Genomic DNA, 16,909 nt, shown 5'->3' on the forward strand with positions numbered 1-16,909 from the left:
TGACATCGCGATATCGAGGCTTCTGCGTCATACAGGCTTTACTGCCTTGGCGAATACCTCTATGCTAAGTTTTTCGCAACTGAAAGCAGCCTTAGGTACATGCTCGACCCAAAAACCCTCTACCTAACTAGTCTCGTCATGACAGCAATGATGGCGCTCCTTACCTTTTTAACGTGGCGAGCAAATAAAAGCACACCCGGAACGCTGCTCTATATTTTTTACCCTCTGGTTTTGCTCTGTGCGATTTCTTCCTTTGCATTACACGGCTATTTTGACAACTGGGAAACTATTCCCATTGCTAATACCTTGCTGTTTGCGGCTTCCATTATCCACTGCATGGCGATAAGGCAATTTTTAGGGGTTAAAGGCCCATCTTTTAAAGTGTTTCTCGGCGTTACTGCTGGGCTCTTCATTTTGTTGATGTACAGCAGTATTTTCTCTCCAAACTTGAGAGATAGGATCCTTATCTCGGACTTACAACACTTAGCTGAAGCGACACTCCTGCTCTATTTCTTTAGCCGCTTTGCACGAAATAAATACCCTAACGGCAGCATAGTCTATATCACCATTTTACTTATTATATTGGTGATATTTACCGGCAGAACCCTATTAATGGGAGAAGTAACGCATTTCACGCTGTTCAAAGAGAACTGGTTTACCATCACTATTTTCTTCAATGGCGTTCTTGCACCTATTTTTTATGCAACAGGTATGGCGCTGTTATGTAACGAGCAAAGAGAACAAAACCTTAATAAATTAGCATTGAAGGCTCAACAAGACCTTGAGCTACGCGGTATGTTTTTATCAACGATCAGTCATGAGATACGGACTCCGCTTAACGGCATCTTAGGCAGCGCCCAACTCGTACTGGGACGCACCAGAGATAGTCGCAACAAGGCCTACTGTGAGGCCATCGTAAACTCTGCTGAATCGCTAAACTTACTGATTGATAAAGTACTAGACTACGCCAGTTTGGAGCAAAGTGATGAAGCCTTGTACGAAGAGGACGTTGAGCTTAGAAGTTGGCTACAAAACCTTTGCTTATTGTTAAGCCCGCTTGCGGAGCAAAAGAAGCTGCACTTTGAATTGGTGTACGAGCTGCCCGATCAGGTGTGCTATTACTTTGACCAACAAAAGCTGAGACAAATTCTTATCAACCTCGTTGGTAATGCTATTAAGTTCACTGATAAAGGGGAAGTAAAGCTCAAAGTTGAGATTTTAAAAGACCAACAAATTGAGCATAAAGTGCGCTTTAGTATCACGGACTCAGGGCCAGGTATTGATAGTGAAGATATTAATAAACTGACCGAGCCATACGTGCAAAGTAGTGCGGGTAAAGTTAAGGGTGGCACAGGCTTGGGGCTTGCCATTACCAGTCGCCTACTCAACCGTCTGAATTCACAGCTAGATATTCAAAGTGAGCTTAACAAAGGCAGTACATTCAGTTTTGATTTACTGCTAAACATTGGTGAACTGAGCTTAGTGGAGCAGCGCCCGCAGCACGATAATTGTATCACTGGTCTGAAAGTACTGTTGGTAGAAGACCTGGATCTCAACCAAAAAATCGCTATTGAGTTTATGGCAGAAGATGAGCATAAGGTTAAATTGGCAACCAATGGTAAAAGCGCCATCGAGATGCTAATACAGCACCATTTCGATGTGGTGTTGTTAGACATGAACTTACCCGATCTTTCCGGGCAAGAAGTATTAAAGCAGCTACAAAATTGTGAGCATAAAAACAAACGAACCCCTTTTCTAGCCTTTACTGCCAGCCTCAGTCCAGATGAGGTAAAAGAATACTTGGCACTCGGCATTCGCGATATTGTTGGCAAACCGATAAAGCAAGAGAAATTACGCCAAGCGCTTAGTGAGTCGCAGTCTCCGAAAAAGGCCAATGTCAGCGTAGAATTGCCCGATATCCTATACGATGAAACGGCTGTAAACGCCCTAAAATCTGGATTTAGTGAAGATGAAGTCTCTTCGATTTACAACGAGTTTGTGTTGTCGGCTCGTAATAAACTCATCCATATTCAGCAGCTATTAGAGCAGGACGAAGATCAATGCATCAGACAGCTTCATCGTCAAGCCAGCACCGCCTTACAACTCGGATTTAATCGCTATGGCTCAAACTTGAAAAAAGCAGAGCGCCGTTTATTGGATGGTAAATCTTGCCATGATGAGCTCACAGAAGCCATGACGCTATGGCAAGACAGTCTCGCGGCATATCTCCACTTCGTTCGTAAAGAGGCAATGGGTTAAGCGTCATTAAACGCATGTTGTTCGACATCATAATAAAACTTGTTCATGCTTAGTGAGCATTTACATTAACGCTAATTTAACCGAGGCAAACCGCTCGCCTTGGGCAATAACTATAAAATTAAGGGAACATCTATGTCATTTTTTAAATCACCATTAGCCATTGCTATTGGTGCTGCTGTGATCGGTTTGGCTCAGCCAGCCAGCGCTGATGATGCCGTTACAGCCACGCAAACAGAAGAGAAGTCAACCAAAGGCTGGGATGTGCTCAACCCTCCAGGTGAAAAGCAAACCATCACCATCGATACCAACGAAACCACATGGAGTAACTTAGATGTTAGCCCTGATGGTAAAAGCATCGTCTTTGATATGCTTGGCGACCTTTACATCATGCCAATTGGCGGTGGTAAAGCAACTGCCTTAACATCCGACATGGGCTGGAACATTCAACCTAAGTTTTCGCCTGATGGTAAACACATCGCATTTATCTCCGATCGCGCAGGTGGCGATAACCTGTGGGTGATGGACGTAGATGGCCAAAACCTGCGTCAGGTGTCAAAAGAAGTGAATAATATTGTTCACAACCCCGCATGGTCGCCGGATGGTCAATACATTGCAGTTAAGCAAGGTCAAGTAACGGGGCGTACCATCCCAGGTGGCTCTATTCGTATGTATCACATCAGCGGTGGTAAAGGCGTGTTGGTCCGTGAGCGTCTACATGGTGCAAAATCGCAAAAGAACGTTGCAGAACCCGCTTTTTCTCACGATGGCAAGAAAATCTATTACTCAGTTGATGCGACCTCTGGCGTGCGCTGGGAATATAACAAAAACTCGCTCGACGCTGTTTTCGAAATTCGTAGTTGGGATTTAGCAACCGGTGAAGAAGAGACCGTGATCCGTGGTGCTGGGGGTGCTATTCGTCCAACTGTCAGTCCTGATGGTAAATCTATTGCGTTTGTTAAACGCGAAGATAACGGCAATGAAATGATCGGTGCTTTGTATATTAAAGATCTACACTCTGGGGTCGAAACTCGTGTTTATGCTGGCCTTGATCGCGATTTACAAGAAGCCAATGGCGCACATGGCAACACGCCTTCTTTTGCTTACACGCCGGATGGTAAATCCCTCGTTTTTTGGGCGAAAGGGGTATTCAACCGCGTCAATATTGCATCGCACGAGGTCAACGTCATCCCTACTCGCGTTGTCGCTGAAAAACAAATCACACCGGCACTACGCTTTGCGGTAGATGTCGCACCTGACACCTTTAAAGTCAAACTTGCACGCTGGTCTCAAATTTCTCCTGATGGTGAAACTGCACTATTCCAAGCGCTTGGCTACCTTTACGTAAAAGACATTGCGTCAGGCAAAGTAAAACGCCTCACTAAGCAAACTGACCACTTTGAGTTCTACCCAAGCTATTCTCGCGATGGCAAGTCTATTGTTTACACAACTTGGAGTGATAAAGACTTAGGCGCAATACGTGTTGTATCTGCAAACGGTGGTAAAGGTAAAGTGATCACCCAAGAACCCGGTCACTATATATCACCTAGCTTTTCACCAAATGGCAAAAACGTGCTATTTAAAAAGGTAACTGGTGGCTACTTGCTAAGCGGTGACTGGTCAATGCATCCAGGGATTTATCTAGTTAATGCCAACGGCGGTGAAGCAAAACGCATTATTAAAAGCGGTGACAACCCGCACTTTGGAGCCGACTCTGAGCGCATTTACTTCTCCACCATGAGTGATGAAACACATCGCGAACTAAAAAGTGTTAACCTCAATGGTCAAGAAGAACGTAGCCACTTCAAAGGTGATTATGTCTTTGACTTTAAAGTCTCTCCAAATGGTCAATACGTTGCATTTATCGAGCATTTCAATACGTTTGTTGCACCTTTTACCAGTACAGGTAAAACCTTATCCATTAACAAGGGTGAGAAAGCTTTCCCAGTTAAGCAAGTGTCAAAGTACTCTGGTGATTTCCTAAATTGGAAAGCAGACAGCAGCGCGCTAACTTGGGCATTTGGTCCCACACTTTATCAGCGCAAACTGACTGACACTTTCGCTTTCGTCGATGGTGCATCTGACAACACCGACGAGCTAACCGCTGAAGGCATCGACTTGAGTTTTGAGCAAAAAGCAGATAAACCTGAAGGTATGATTGCGCTAGTTGGCGGTAAAGTAGTGACCATGCGTAACGCTGAGAACGAACAAGAAATCATCGACAATGGTGTGATCCTAATCAAAGAGAATCGCATCGTTGCAGTCGGTAAGCAAGGTGAGCTAGACGTTCCTAGCACAGCTAAAGTAATGGATATTAGCGGTAAAACCGTGATCCCAGGCCTTATCGATGCCCACGCGCATGGTAGTTACGGTAGCTATAACCTACAGCCACAGCAAAACTGGAATCAGTATTCTAACCTTAGCTTTGGTGTGACGACTATCCATGATCCATCAAATAACTCTGCCGAGGTATTTTCTATGGCAGAACTACAAAGAACGGGTTTAACGGTCGCGCCACGCACCTATTCTGTTGGACGTATTTTATATGCTGGCCACGCGCCGGGTTATAAAACACCAATCAGTAACCTTGAAGACGCAGAGTTCCACGTTAAACGCCTAAAAGACGCTGGCGCTATTTCAGTGAAGAGTTACAACCACCCTCGCCGTGAGACACGTCAGCAAGTATTGGAAGCGGCGAAGAACATGGAAATCATGGTTGTGCCTGAAGGTGGTTCAAAATTCCAACACAACATGAACATGATAGTCGATGGTCATACCGGTGTTGAACATGCCCTGCCGATCCCGAATATTTACTCTGATATCGAACAAATGTGGGGACAAACAAACGTTGGTTTTACGCCAACTTTTGTTGTGGCCTATGGCGGTATCTCTGGCGAAGAATACTGGTATCAACACACAAATGTATGGGAAAACGAGCGCTTAATGAGCTTCGTTCCTGAGTATGTGGTAAAGCCAAGATCAATTCGTCCAAGCAAAGCACCTGAACGTCACTATAACCATATCAATGTCGCCAAAACCGCAAAACAGCTTCGCGATAAGGGTGTGACTGTACACATTGGTGCTCACGGCCAGCGTGAAGGTCTAGCTGCACATTGGGAATTATGGTCTATGGCACAAGGCGGGTTTACACCTTGGCAGGCGCTTCGCAGCGGTACAATCGACGGTGCAAGATATCTAGGTATGGACCGTGACCTTGGTACGATTGAACAAGGAAAACTCGCCGATCTTGCCATCATAGATGGTGATGTGCTGTCTAACATCCGTGATTCGGAGAAAGTTGCCTACACCGTGATCAATGGCCGTGTCTACGATGCGGCAACCATGAATGAAATCGGCAACTATGACAATAAACGTCAGCCTTTCTTCTTCGAAAATGGCGCGCAAACCCAAATGCATCCAGCAACTGCTGAGTATATGGAAGAAAAGGCCCATACCTACCATTGGAAACACTAATACGTAGCACGATTGAAGCGTGAAACGTTAAGTTTACAAGCCCGGCTATCTAGATAGCCGGGTTTTTTATTTTTTGTCTAGATCTTAATCAATACTGTTCTATGCTGTTATAGGTACTTCCATAGCAACAGGGAATTAGGTTATGTCTGGGTTTTCGCAATTTTTTAACTCTCTTAATTTAACTAAAAAGCTGATTTTTGCATTTCTAATCGTCGCGCTCGTGCCGTTAATAGTAATTATTTCCATCGCACTTAATACCGCATCGAATGCCATGACAGCGCAAGTATATTCACAACTTGGTGCCGTTAGTGAGATCAAAAAAAGCGCGGTTAATCGCTACTTTAAGACCGTTGAGGATAAACTCGATGCCTTTACAGCAAACCCATTGCTTCCTGTGATTGCACAAGAGTTTATTACTAGCTTTCCTAGCGCTCAGGCCGATATTAACTATGCCAAATTATCTCGATTTTATGATGAAGTGTTCGTACCTAAATTCAATCAAGAAAACCCCGAAGATACGAGCACAGCAAGGCTCATTGGTAACATTTCAGAGTCTGGGCTTGCGCTGCAAGCACGTTACTTAGCAAGCAACCCCTACCCAGTTGGTGAAAAATACAAATTTATTGAAACCGGTCACTTAGATAGTTATGACCTTGCTCACCGCAGTTACCATCCATATATGCTTAATATCGCCGACATTTATGAGTTTTACGATATCTTTATCATTGACCCAAGTAATGGAAATATTGTCTATTCTGTATTTAAAGAGGTTGATTTTGCTACGTCACTAGAATCGGGTCCTTATGCCAATAGTAATCTAGCTTCTCTTTATCGAGAACTGAAGGACTCAACGGATCCGACAATCAGCGCTTTCGCAGACTACAAACAATACCTCCCCTCCTATAATGCACCCGCTAGTTTTATTGCCAAACCTATCGTGGTGAATGGCCAAACCGTTGCAATTGTAGCTGCACAGCTATCTATTGATGCCATCAATGCCATTATGACCGAGCGAGAAGGCTTGGGAGAAAGTGGTGAAACCTACCTAGTCGGCCCTGAGGGCCTGATGCGTTCAGACTCATTCTTAGATCCACAACATCATTCCGTGGTGAATTCATTTCGATACCCTGAACGCGGCAAGGTAGCCACGCTTGCAGTCTCTCAAGCATTAAATAATCAATCTGGACAACAGGTTATTGAAGACTACAACGGCGAAGCCGTGTTGTCTGCCTATACACCAGTGGAAGTCTTTAATACCCGTTGGGCACTGCTTGCCGAAATTGACGAAGCGGAAGCATTTGCTTCTATCACCTCGCTCTCTCAATACCTGATGATTATTTTAGCGGTCACTATAGTGTTAGTACTGATAGTCGCCTACTGGTTCTCAAAAACGCTTACCAAACCTGTTCACGAGTTGGTAGAAACCATGAAATCAGTTGAACAAGAAGGCAACTTTTCATTGCGAGCGCCCATTCGTAGCCACGATGAAATAGGCAACAGTGCACAGGCATTTAATTCACTACTGGATGCCTTACAGCTTTCTATCACTGAGGCTAATCGAGTCATGAATCAAATGGCCTCGGGTAAGTTTGACGACCGCATAAAAGTACCGTGTCGGGGCGAGCTTGAAACCCTAAAAGAAGCCACTAACCACTGTGCCAATACGTTAAGTCGAGCGATTTCTGAGCTCAACGAAATTTCCATTGATATGGCAAATGGTCGCTTCGATACCAAACTTAATGCCCCCATGTCTGGCGATTTAGAAAAGCTCAAAAATAATATTAACGATTCTTTGGCATCGATTAATTCGACTATGAACGGTATTGTTCATGTGATGACCAATATTGAGCAAGGTAACTTTAAGGAACAAGTCACCGTGCCCGCTAAAGGAAAATTAGCGCAACTTAAAGATTCGGTAAATAATTCCGTACGCAGCCTTAGCAGTGCGATTGACGGTATCAGCACGATTATGTCTGCACTACGCCAAGGCGACTTTTCTGCGCAACTCGATGCCCCTCTCGCAGGCCAATTAGATACCTTAAAACAAGATATCAACTCCAGCATGGCAAACCTAGACAGAGTAATGAAAGAAATAGGCACTGTGATGGCTGGCGTCAGCAACGGCGACTTTAAACAACAAGTGGACGTAGCAGCAACGGGTCAGCTCGCGCAACTTAAAGATAATATCAATGCTTCTGTGACCGCCGTTGATGTTGCTATCTCGGAAATCTCTACGGTGATGATGGCTATTAGCCATGGTCGATTTGACCGCACCATTCAATCTGCGATGTCTGGTCAGCTCGATAATCTCAAAGGTGATATTAACCGTTCGGTCGAGAACCTCAATCAAGTCATTGAAGAACTCGGCAGCGTAATGGGCGCAATGTCCGAAGGAGACTTTAGTCAAAAAATAGAGTTGCCACTACAAGGTCAACTGCAACAACTTAAAGAGAATGTAAATGACTCGACTTTACAGGTCTCTGGGGCTATCTCCGAAGTCAGCAGTGTGTTGGCTAACGTTGCTCAAGGTGACTTAAGTAATCAAGTAAAGGGTGAATATTTTGGCGTGTTTAAGTCTCTTCAGAATGACACCAATACCACAATTAAAAAACTCACCAGTGTAATCGAAGGGATCCAAGCCGCAGCAAATTATGTTGCTCAAAGTGCCGGTGAAATAGCGGCAAGTAACACCGAAATCAGCCAACGCACAGAAGAGCAAGCAGCAAACTTAGAAGAAGCCAGTGCCAGCACCGGCAATATGTTAGATGAACTCACTAAGGTTTCAAACCAATCTGGTGATGCCGTAGGACTAGCAACAAACGCAGAAAACATAGCCAAAGAAGGAGGCAGTTTATCTGCCCAAACCGTAGCTGCAATAATTGAAGTGAACAAAGCCAGTAAAGACATTAATGAGATTGTATCGGTGATTGATGGACTTGCGTTTCAAACCAACCTGCTGGCACTAAATGCTGCCGTTGAAGCGGCACGAGCGGGAGAAAATGGCCGTGGCTTTGCTGTCGTTGCAAACGAAGTACGAGAGCTGGCAGGGCGTAGCGCCGCTTCAGCAAAGCAAATTAAAGAAATTATCTCTAACAGTAATCAGAAGGTAGAGCAAGGTACTGAGCTTGCCAATAGTTCCGGTGAAAAGCTGCAACAAATCGTTGGTGCCGTGAGTGATGTAAATAACAACATCATTAAAATCAATGAGTCGACTTCAATGCAGCAACAAGCCATTAAAGAAGTGGACTTGGTGGTGCAAAGGCTAACGGATCTTATTCAAGAAAACTCTGCAATTACCGAAGAAACGATGGCAGCGGCGAGGCAAATGGCTGAGCAAGCCCATGAAATGCGTACCCAGTTGAGCTATTTCCGTTTATCAAAGAATGATTACAGTGCCACTGGCAGAGAAGGTGAATTGCTTGTGCATCAATATAATGCATCTTAGAACCTGTTGATCTTTGATAGTTAAATCATGCCCAACTAAGCCTTTTAGTTGGGCATGTTATGCATGTACCAATGTGTATTATGCCAGCGTAAATTTATCCGCATCGAGATGGGCTGGAAATTTAGCTTTATACTGCTGCAAGTCGCTCAGTTTTAGCTTTACGGTAATAACTTCTGCTTGGTCATCTGCTGCCGAAACAAGACTATTACCATTGAAGTCAATCGCTTTTGTACCACCATTATGCGCGGTGCCATACCCATCTTCACCTACGCGATTTACCGCAAGCACAAAGCACTGATTCTCGATTGCACGAGCAGCCAGTAGAGTATCCCAATGATTTCGGCGTGCCGCTGGCCAGTTTGCAATATTAATCATAACCTCATAATCGTTCTGATTACGCTGGAATACTGGAAAACGTAAGTCATAGCAGATCTGCGGTAAGAATTTAATGCCTTTTAATTCGAACACTTCACGGTGCTCACCAGCAACCACAAAATCACCCTCATTACCCAAACAGAATAAGTGTCTTTTGTCATAATGAAGTATCTTTCCATCCGGCAGGCACCACACCATACGGTTGGCCTTTTTATCTCCTTGCGGAACCAGTACGCTGCCTGCTACAACAGCCTGAAAGCGCTGAGCACATTGCTGTAAAAACTCGATGGCTGCATCAGCATAGCGCTCAACATCCGGCTCTTTTACGGCGAAGCCGGTAGCAAATGTTTCTGGTAGCAAAATTAAATCGCTTGGCTCGACATTTTCTAGCAAACGTTCAATATGGGTAAAGTTGGCCTCAGGTGAAAGCCACTGAATATCTGTTTGAACAAGGGTAACGGTTAAAGTTGACATAAGCGTTTTGCAGCCTCTTCTAATGTCTGGTTTTCCTTAGCAAAGCACAATCGTATGACCTTGTCTTCAGGTGCTTGTTGGTAAAAAACGCTGAGTGGCACTGCCGCAACCCCAACCTCTTCCACCAGATAGCGACAAAAGGCAACATCATCAAGATCAGAAATTTCACTGTAATCCAAAAGCAAAAAATAAGTCCCTTCACTTGGTAATAGCGTAAATCGACTTGACGCTAACGCCTTAACCAGAACATCGCGTTTTTGTTGATAAAATACACTCAGCTCATCAACGTGCTCAGGGTGTTCAGCAAGCATATCAGCCAATGCAAGTTGTGCCGGAGTGAAGCTTGAGAACGTTACATACTGATGGATCTTTCTAAACTCAACAGTCATTTGCTTTGGCGCCACACAGTAACCCATTTTCCACCCTGTACTATGAAAGGTTTTACCAAAGCTAGAGATCACAAACGCACGCTCAAACAATGCAGGATCAGTTAATGCGCTCAGATGAGGCAAACCATCAAAGGTAATATGCTCGTATACTTCATCACTGATCAATAACAAGTCATGTTGATTTAGCAGCTGTTTTAGTTGCTCTAAATCTGACGGCTTTAGCGTTTTAGCTGACGGGTTATGCGGTGTATTGATGATAATAGCACGGGTATTTGGGTTGATACTCGCTGCGACTTGTTGCCAATCGATATGGTAGTGCGGCGCAGTCAATGCAACATGCACGGCTTTCCCGCCAGCGAGTTCAATTGCAGGCTCATAAGAGTCGTAAGCTGGGTCGAATACAATAACTTCGTCCCCTTCAGATACTATTGCCTGAATTGCCACGAAGAGTGCTTCCGTTGCACCCGAGGTCACCGTGATCTGTTCTTGTCCTGAAACACTCACCTGATAGCGACGTTCAATTAATGCCGCAACTTGTGCTTGCAAGCTCGGTACGCCGGCAGAAGGCGAATACTGGTTTTGACCTTCGCTAACATAGTGGCTCAGTTGCGATTTTAGGTAATCAGGCGCATCAAACTCCGGAAAGCCTTGCGATAAGTTGATCGCACCATGCTCGTTCGCTAATGCCGTCATTTGGCTAAATATACTAATTCCAACCTGAGGTAACTTACTTTTCACTGCAACACTCTCTTTCTTATGGTGCTAATCGTGAGTGGATGCTATCATTGCTCAAAATAGATGTATAGCCGTCCAAACGCATTTAATTTATAGGTGTTAACTATGCACACACAAGCCGCAAAACTCGCGCTTATCGACGCAGGAGCTTGGGTTGCTCAGCAAGGCTGGGTTCCCGCGACTGGTGGTAATTTCTCTATCAAAACAGACTCTGGCTTTGTTGTCACGGCCAGCGGCTTTGATAAAGGTAAATTAACACCAGAACAATTTCTGGAATTAGACGCCACAGGCACCATCATTGCCGGTAGTGGCAAGCCTTCAGCCGAAACTGCATTGCACCTAAAATTATATGAATTATGCGTGGGTGCACAGTGTATATTACACACTCATTCCGTTGCTGCGACTGTGTTGTCGCGATTTATTCAAGGCGAGCAATTTCAGATCTGTGGTTATGAAATGCAAAAGTCACTGTCTGGCATTCAATCGCATGAAGAAACCTTATCCATTGCTATTTTTGATAACGATCAGGATATAGAGCGGCTAGCACAGCGCGTGGCGCAATCTCATCAAACTACACCGGTTATACACGGTGTATTGATCCGAGGTCACGGGTTATACGCAGTGGGCCGTACAGTGCAAGAAACGCGTCGTCATATTGAGGGCTTAGAGTTTTTATTTGCCTGCGAATTAGAACGCATTAAATTGGAGGGGCGCCAATGATCAAAGCCATTTTAACAGATATTGAAGGGACAATTACCCGTATCTCATTTGTTAAAGAGATACTATTCCCGTATGCCGCTGCGCATTTACCGCAATTTATTCGCGACCATCAACATGACGCCGCCGTTGCCGAGCAAATTGGTGCCGTCAGAGCAGAATTGGATAATGCCAACGCTGATATTGATACCGTGATTGCCGCACTACTTGAGTGGATCGCCGCAGATAAAAAAATCACGCCATTAAAACAGCTACAGGGTCTCGTTTGGCAGTTTGGCTATACAAACGGCGATTTTACCGGACATTTATATGAAGATGCCTACCAGTTTTTAACACAGCAAAAAGCGAACGGCCGCGACCTCTACGTGTATTCGTCGGGTTCAGTGAAAGCGCAGCAGCTACTTTTTGCGCACTCAGACTATGGTGATATTCGCCCGCTATTTAGCGACTACTTTGATACTAAAGTGGGTGCCAAGCAGGAAGCCTCGGCGTATCAGAATATTATTGCAGCCCTACCGTACCAAGCAGAGCAAATCCTCTTTTTAAGCGATATCGTTGCCGAGCTAGACGCAGCAAAAGCCGCCGGCATGCACACATTACAGCTGTTTAGAGATGCACAAGCAACCTCACCTGAACATCCAGTTATATCAAGCTTTGACCATTTTGATGAAGGGGCATTTTCATGAGTCAACTGACTATATATCAGGTACAGAATCCAAGCCAAGCTTTACAACAAGAACAAGACGCAAATATCATCGCATCTTTGCTCGCTGAGCAAGGCGTACGCTTTGAACAATGGCAGGCTAACACCGATATCACAGCTGAAATGTCACAAGACGACATTATTAATGCCTACCAGAGCGATATTGAAAGAATAAAGACGCAAGGTGGTTATCAAACTGTCGACGTGATTTCACTCGCAAAGGGCAACCCTAGTGCCTCGGAGTTGCGACAAAAATTTCTTTTTGAACATACTCATAGCGAAGATGAAGTACGTTTTTTTGTTAAAGGACAAGGGCTATTCTGCTTACACTTAAACGATAAGGTTTACCAAGTTTTATGTCAGCAAGGTGACCTAATCTCAGTACCAGAAAATACGCCTCATTGGTTCGATATGGGTAGCGATCCAGAATTTACCGCCATTCGCCTATTCAATAATCAAGAGGGTTGGGTTGCAAAAAGCACGAACTCCGAAATTGCAAAGCAGTTTCCATTACTTGATTAATACAAGTCTAAATACTCACAGTGCTAACGAAGCGCTGTGAGTACTTGCTTACTCATGTTAGGCTCGCAACCTTCAACAAAATACACACCGATATGGTTATCACGATAAGCGTGATTATATTTACCGAAAAAATCTGCTTGAAACTTAAATCCAGCGTTATCCAACTCAATCAAAAGTTTATCCACCACATCCCACGACATTGTTAGCGGTGAAAAAAGCAAAGTATTTGTGTGCATGCCGGTAGGAATTTCAGCCTCAGAGGGCGATATAACTAAGCTATCTGTCGTATCGATAAACAATTGTTCAAACACCTGAGGGGGGCAACTTGCAACTATATGGATGTAGGTTTTTTGCGGCTGAATAGAGTGGCAACTGCATAAGGCCAGTACAACCACACCAATAATGAACCATCCCTTCATTAGCGACTTTCCTTACTTCAAAATCCCCATAGTAGTACAGCTTGTCCCCAAAAATAAAATGAAGATTTTGTGACTACTTCACGAAAAAAGCGGTAAGCAAAACGCATTTGCGTGCCAATAGCAGGCTATTAGCACGCAAATTCAACGTGATCAGCACCAAGTCAGTACCATAGAGGCGTTACATACTTAAATACTACAGAGTAATCAACAGCATGCTGCGATGTTCAGAAACAAAACTGTAGCTAATATAGCTTTAAATTACAAAGTTCTAAGTAGCTCTTCCTTCGCTTCCATAAAAACTATAACTGCAGAGGTTCTTCTAGGAATTCGAGCACTTTCTTAAAGTATTTCAGACGATGTTCCGGTTTATAGAAACCATGCCCTTCATCTTCAAGTAAGTAATACTGATAAGACTTATCAGCCTTTTTCAGTGCATCAATTAAAGATTCCGCTTGTTCAATTGGCGCTCTTTGGTCCTCACCACCATGTACGATAAGGACAGGAACCTTAAGCTTATCGACATTATAGCTTGGAGAAAATGCCTTTAACTGTTTCTCATCGGTACCAAGTACACGTTCTAAATATGCGACCCCTGAGCTACGCTGAGCAACATCACCTTCTTCAAACATCAGTGGTAAATCGTATACACCAACAACACCGACTGCACATTGGAATAAGTCGGGTTCTAATATTGCGCTTTGCAATGCAGAATAACCGCCAAAACTTGCCCCCATAATACAAATCCGCTTTTTATCGACGATACCTTTGGAGATTAAGTCACGGGTTCCATCAATGATGTCATATTGAATTTCCTTGCCCCACTTTTGGTAGCCAAGCACTTCAAATGCATCTCCATAACCACCAGAACCTCGAAAGTTAACTTGTAATACAGCCATTCCTCTGCTCGCTAGCATTTGTACCTCAGGGTCAAACTGCCAATAATCTCTTGGCCCATGAGGTCCACCATGAGGCATAACAATCAGAGGAAGGTTTTTCTTTTCTGCGTTTATTGGTGTTGTGAGATATCCATGAATAGTAAGTCCATCACGGCTTGTGAATTTAACAGGCTCGACTGTAGACATTTGATTTGGTTTAATCCAGCCTCTTGCAGACGCAAGATATTTCATCTTGTTGGCTTTACTATCATAAAGGTAATAATCCCCAGGATTGGTATCGCTGCTTGCGAATACAACCACTTGTCCACCATCTCTCGTGCTACTTACAATACGTATTTGATTTCCAGGGATCGAAGCTATCAGAGACTTTAAGCGTTGACTCCAATCAGCACTTTCATCAATAAATGCATAGGTAGGATATCCGGGGTCTAGTTCAATAGCGAAAGGGGATTTATCAATCGGATCTATCCATACTTTTGTTGGATCAACCACTTTATCTTGAAAAACATGAGTAAGTTTTTTGCTTTCTAAGCCTAATTTATAGAAGGCCATGGGCTCACCAGCCGTAGATGCTGAAAGATAAACTGACGTTCCAGATTTATCGAATCCATGCATCCAGAAATCATCTAAGTTGTTTTCTAATGTGAGCTCAGCCCATTTTGAGCCTGCTTCTTCACGGATGAACACTAATGAATTGCCATCATCATCCTCAGACACAACGGCGCGAACCTCTCCTTGGTGATCGGTCAAAAAGCGCCCCATTTTTTTTGGAGAATTTGTCACTTTGCGTCTGACACCAGTATGAACGTTAACCTCGTAAACTCGTGTAGTAGGCTCTTTCGAGCCAGTCCAAGGATAGGTCACAATCAACATCTTGTTTTCGTCATTGACCAAAGGGTCAAGAATATAAGATGTGCCATACAGCGGGGTAGCTTTGCGCAAACGAGACCCCGTTTGTCCCTCACCTTGGTAACCCACCAAATATTTACCACGGCTTCCATCTACATTTACGCCGAATAACTCACCATGAAACTCAGGGTGATCTTTCCAGCCTCTAATATATTCCTTTTCTAATACCACACGGTCATCATTCACCCATTCATAGCGGCCAATTTGAGCATTGTCATTGAATCGCACGGCGTGAATGAGTTTGAATTTATCAAGTTGTAAAAAACCTAATGTGTTTTTACCTTCCCTTTTTGTGATAAAGCTAAGATATTCTCCGTTAGGTGATATCTTTACATCGGAAAACTCACTACCTTTACTAAACGACTCTAGTGGTATTTCCTGTTTAGCGAATGCCTTAGCAGCTAAGGGCAACAACATCAAAGCAATAAACTTCTTCATCCTGTTTTACTTTCTCCATTTATATCGAAGCACAAAATGGGTACATTTTAACAAGATTTTGGATTTACGAGTAGTTAAAGTAATTACAAATGTTTAACTTTGTGAAAATACACCTAGGGCAACCTTATCACCCGTAAACAACCCCGTATCCAGCACCCATCCGGTGATCAAACTCGCTGGTGTAACATCGAATGCTGGGTTGTATACCTCAGCATTGTTGGGTGCCCATTGGCAATCACCAAAACTACCACTGACACCTGTTACTTCGCTTTTGGCGCGTTGTTCGATTGGAATGGCTGCGCCATTTGGACAACTGCGATCTAATGTTGTGATCGGGGCAACCACATAAAAAGGAATATTATGGAAATGGGCTAACACCGCGAGATTATAAGTGCCGACTTTATTCGCAAAATCACCGTTTGCCGCAATCCTATCTGCCCCCACAAAGACTTTATCAACTTTACCCGCCGCCATTAAACTCGCAGCCATATTGTCACAAATTAGCGTGTATGGGATTTGCCATGCATCTAGCTCGAACGCAGTAAGCCGACCACCTTGTAACAGTGGCCTAGTCTCATCAACCCAAACATGAATGTCACCATGTTGTTTTGCAGCATGATAGATTACGCCAAGAGCGGTGCCTACACCGGCCGTTGCCAGCGCGCCAGTATTACAGTGAGTAAGAATATTGTCTCCCGCATTCACAAGCTCCGCACCAATGTTTGCCATACGGTCGCATAACGCAGTGTCTTCTTCAAATAACTGTTCAGCGGTTGTGATCACTTGTTGTTGCCAATCAATCGCTTGCAACGCTTCACGCAATTTCGCCATGCAGTGCATTAAATTCACCGCAGTAGGGCGCGTGGCCTCAAGTTCATCTATCGAACGGGCAATTGCGTCTTTATCTTCTCCTTGTTCGACGAGATAACCAATTAACAAACTTGCCGCTAAACCGATAAGCGGAGCGCCGCGAACCTTAAGTGTCAGAATGAGCTCGCTCATCGTCGCAACGTCGCGGCATTCATGCCACACCTGTTGATGTGGCAGTAAGTATTGATCCAATACCTGTACCACGCCCGATTCAAATTTAAGACTACGTGCAATTAAGGTTTTCATGACATCCCGCTCTTTCAAAGTGTACTAATGATATTTTACAT

The 16,909-nt window shown here is 44.1% G+C and carries 11 protein-coding genes; 6 read left to right on the forward strand and 5 right to left on the reverse strand.

Going from position 1 to position 16,909, the window contains the following annotated elements; all coding sequences use genetic code 11:
- The first annotated feature begins 99 nt into the window (after window positions 1–99).
- From GSF04_RS22300 to GSF04_RS22310, 3 genes are all read left to right on the forward strand, one after another.
- The gene (locus GSF04_RS22300; RefSeq protein ID WP_039493436.1) at window positions 100–2,259 is read left to right on the forward strand and encodes an ATP-binding protein; all 2,160 of its coding nucleotides are present in this window, start codon (window positions 100–102) and stop codon (window positions 2,257–2,259) included.
- A 132-nt stretch (window positions 2,260–2,391) separates the two neighbouring features.
- A complete protein-coding gene (locus tag GSF04_RS22305; protein ID WP_211858822.1) occupies window positions 2,392–5,730 on the forward strand; it encodes an amidohydrolase family protein in 3,339 nt (1,112 codons plus the stop codon).
- A gap of 142 nt (window positions 5,731–5,872) precedes the next feature.
- A complete protein-coding gene (locus tag GSF04_RS22310; RefSeq protein ID WP_211858823.1) occupies window positions 5,873–9,175 on the forward strand; it encodes a methyl-accepting chemotaxis protein in 3,303 nt (1,100 codons plus the stop codon).
- A 78-nt stretch (window positions 9,176–9,253) separates the two neighbouring features.
- On the opposite strand, the gene GSF04_RS22315 is transcribed toward GSF04_RS22310, so the two are convergent.
- Together GSF04_RS22315 and GSF04_RS22320 are read right to left on the reverse strand one after the other, a co-directional pair.
- Window positions 9,254–10,024: an amidohydrolase gene (locus GSF04_RS22315; RefSeq protein ID WP_211858824.1), complete on the reverse strand. Its 771-nt coding sequence runs from the start codon at window positions 10,022–10,024 to the stop codon at window positions 9,254–9,256.
- On the reverse strand, window positions 10,012–11,151 hold the full coding sequence (locus GSF04_RS22320; protein ID WP_211858825.1) for a methionine aminotransferase: 1,140 nt from the start codon (window positions 11,149–11,151) through the stop codon (window positions 10,012–10,014). The genes GSF04_RS22315 and GSF04_RS22320 overlap by 13 nt, the downstream gene beginning before the upstream one ends.
- Window positions 11,152–11,253: 102 nt before the next feature.
- Here GSF04_RS22320 and GSF04_RS22325 point away from each other — a divergent pair, with 102 nt between their 5' ends.
- From GSF04_RS22325 to GSF04_RS22335, 3 genes are read left to right on the forward strand one after another with little or no spacing between them, the layout of a single operon-like run.
- A complete protein-coding gene (locus GSF04_RS22325; protein ID WP_010376449.1) occupies window positions 11,254–11,868 on the forward strand; it encodes a methylthioribulose 1-phosphate dehydratase in 615 nt (204 codons plus the stop codon).
- On the forward strand, window positions 11,865–12,551 hold the full coding sequence (gene mtnC / locus GSF04_RS22330) for an acireductone synthase (protein WP_211858826.1): 687 nt from the start codon (window positions 11,865–11,867) through the stop codon (window positions 12,549–12,551). The genes GSF04_RS22325 and mtnC overlap by 4 nt, the downstream gene beginning before the upstream one ends.
- Complete coding sequence (locus GSF04_RS22335; protein ID WP_211858827.1) at window positions 12,548–13,090, forward strand: cupin domain-containing protein; 543 nt, start codon at window positions 12,548–12,550, stop codon at window positions 13,088–13,090. Before mtnC ends, GSF04_RS22335 begins: the two co-directional genes overlap by 4 nt.
- Before the next feature lie 23 nt (window positions 13,091–13,113).
- Here the strand turns inward: GSF04_RS22335 and GSF04_RS22340 are convergent, their stop codons facing one another.
- The 3 genes from GSF04_RS22340 to mtnA form a co-directional block, all read right to left on the reverse strand.
- The gene (locus GSF04_RS22340) at window positions 13,114–13,509 is read right to left on the reverse strand and encodes a hypothetical protein (protein WP_211858828.1); all 396 of its coding nucleotides are present in this window, start codon (window positions 13,507–13,509) and stop codon (window positions 13,114–13,116) included.
- Window positions 13,510–13,808: 299 nt separating this feature from the next.
- On the reverse strand, window positions 13,809–15,752 hold the full coding sequence (locus GSF04_RS22345; RefSeq protein ID WP_211858829.1) for a S9 family peptidase: 1,944 nt from the start codon (window positions 15,750–15,752) through the stop codon (window positions 13,809–13,811).
- A gap of 93 nt (window positions 15,753–15,845) precedes the next feature.
- Window positions 15,846–16,868: an S-methyl-5-thioribose-1-phosphate isomerase gene (gene mtnA / locus GSF04_RS22350; protein WP_211858830.1), complete on the reverse strand. Its 1,023-nt coding sequence runs from the start codon at window positions 16,866–16,868 to the stop codon at window positions 15,846–15,848.
- Window positions 16,869–16,909 lie beyond the last annotated feature (41 nt).

It is taken from the genome of Pseudoalteromonas sp. A22 (assembly GCF_018141345.1).
In the GTDB taxonomy this organism is placed as follows: domain Bacteria; phylum Pseudomonadota; class Gammaproteobacteria; order Enterobacterales; family Alteromonadaceae; genus Pseudoalteromonas; species Pseudoalteromonas maricaloris.

What these genes read in the sequence shown, in the direction of transcription:
- GSF04_RS22340 (WP_211858828.1), bottom strand. Translation starts at nt 13,509, where the DNA reads ATGAAGGGATGGTTCATTATTGGTGTGGTTGTACTGGCCTTATGCAGT.
- mtnA (WP_211858830.1), bottom strand. Translation starts at nt 16,868, where the DNA reads ATGAAAACCTTAATTGCACGTAGTCTTAAATTTGAATCGGGCGTGGTA.
- GSF04_RS22325 (WP_010376449.1), top strand. Translation starts at nt 11,254, where the DNA reads ATGCACACACAAGCCGCAAAACTCGCGCTTATCGACGCAGGAGCTTGG.
- GSF04_RS22345 (WP_211858829.1), bottom strand. Translation starts at nt 15,752, where the DNA reads ATGAAGAAGTTTATTGCTTTGATGTTGTTGCCCTTAGCTGCTAAGGCA.
- GSF04_RS22315 (WP_211858824.1), bottom strand. Translation starts at nt 10,024, where the DNA reads ATGTCAACTTTAACCGTTACCCTTGTTCAAACAGATATTCAGTGGCTT.
- mtnC (WP_211858826.1), top strand. Translation starts at nt 11,865, where the DNA reads ATGATCAAAGCCATTTTAACAGATATTGAAGGGACAATTACCCGTATC.
- GSF04_RS22335 (WP_211858827.1), top strand. Translation starts at nt 12,548, where the DNA reads ATGAGTCAACTGACTATATATCAGGTACAGAATCCAAGCCAAGCTTTA.
- GSF04_RS22310 (WP_211858823.1), top strand. Translation starts at nt 5,873, where the DNA reads ATGTCTGGGTTTTCGCAATTTTTTAACTCTCTTAATTTAACTAAAAAG.
- GSF04_RS22305 (WP_211858822.1), top strand. Translation starts at nt 2,392, where the DNA reads ATGTCATTTTTTAAATCACCATTAGCCATTGCTATTGGTGCTGCTGTG.
- GSF04_RS22300 (WP_039493436.1), top strand. Translation starts at nt 100, where the DNA reads ATGCTCGACCCAAAAACCCTCTACCTAACTAGTCTCGTCATGACAGCA.